The sequence below is a fragment of the Streptomyces rectiviolaceus genome (genome assembly GCF_039533825.1).
In the GTDB taxonomy this organism is placed as follows: domain Bacteria; phylum Actinomycetota; class Actinomycetes; order Streptomycetales; family Streptomycetaceae; genus Streptomyces; species Streptomyces rectiviolaceus.
In genome coordinates, this window is the sequence record NZ_BAAAUG010000253.1 from 1 (window position 1) to 1,399 (window position 1,399).

A 1,399-nucleotide genomic window follows, 5' to 3' on the forward strand; every position below is an offset into this window, starting at 1 on the left:
GGACATCGAGGTGGTGAGCTCGGTCCTGCCGTTCAAGGTCAACAACTACGTACTCGACGAACTCATCGACTGGGACAGGGCTCCCGACGATCCGATCTACCGGCTGACCTTCCCGGACCGCGACATGCTGCCCGAGCCGCTCTACGAGGAGGTCGCCGAACTGATCGACGGCAAGGTCCCCCGTGCGGAACTGCTCGGCGCGGTCAACAGGGCCCGGCTGCAGCTCAATCCCCACCCCGGGGGGCAGCTGCAGGCGAACGTTCCCGAGGACGAGACGGGCTCGCTCGTCGGTCTGCAGCACAAGTACCGAGAGACGGTGCTGGTGTTCCCCGGACAGGGCCAGACCTGCCACGCCTACTGCGGATACTGCTTCCGCTGGGCCCAGTTCATCGGCGTCGCGGAACTGAAGCAGGCCGTGTCCGGGCCGGAGCAGGCTCTCCAGTACCTTGCGGGCCACCCCGAGGTCTCGGACGTGCTGTTCACCGGCGGGGACCCGATGATCATGTCCACGGATCGGCTACGGGCCTACCTCTCCCCGCTGCTGGAACCCCGTTTCGCACACATCCGCAACATCCGCATCGGGACGAAGGCGCTGTCCTACTGGCCCTATCGCTTCACCACCGATGCCGATGCGACGGACTTGCTGCGGCTCCTGGAGGACGCGACTGCGGCGGGTCGGCACGTGGCCGTGATGGCGCACTTCTCCCACGTACGCGAGTTGGAGACCGATGCCTGCCGGCAGGCCATCCGGCGGATCCGGGACACCGGCGCCGTCATCCGTGCGCAGGCGCCTCTGGTGCGCCATGTGAATGACGACCCGGCCGTGTGGGCCCAGATGTGGCGGACGATGACCCAGCTCGGTGTGGCGCCGTATTACATGTTCGTGGAGCGGGACACCGGGGCCAGCCAGTACTTCGAGCTGCCGCTGGACCGAGCCGTGTCCATCTACCGCGATGCGATCTCATCGGTCTCCGGGCTCGAGCGCACGGCGCGCGGACCGGTCATGTCCGCCTCGCCCGGCAAGGTCGCGGTCGACGGCATCGCCCGCCTCGCCGGCCAGGACGTCTTCTGCTGCCGCTTCCTGCAGGCGCGCGATCCGAACTGGGTCGGCCGGCCGTTCTTCGCCAAGCATGACGAGCATGCGGTGTGGTTCGACGACCTCAAGCCGGCGTTCGACGAACCGTGGTTCTGGCAGACGGAGCCACTCCACCAGGGCCGCTGAGAACGGGAAGTGAGGGTCCGGGGCCTGCGCCCCGGGCCCTCACTTCGCCAGTTCCGGTTCGGCCCGCAGTTCCGGGATCCGCGTGCGTTTCATCGCCACGACGAAGTGCAGGAAGGCCGCCATCAGCAGGGCCACCGTGATCCACAGTCCTTCACGCGCCCCGAACAGCGAGCCGAG

Annotated in this window: 1 protein-coding gene; it reads left to right on the plus strand. The window is 67.8% G+C overall.

Going from position 1 to position 1,399, the window contains the following annotated elements:
• Positions 1 to 1,222: KamA family radical SAM protein (locus ABD378_RS43510; protein ID WP_344530972.1), on the plus strand; the 1,222-nt coding region annotated here is incomplete at its 5' end.
• Positions 1,223 to 1,399: the final 177 nt, after the last annotated feature.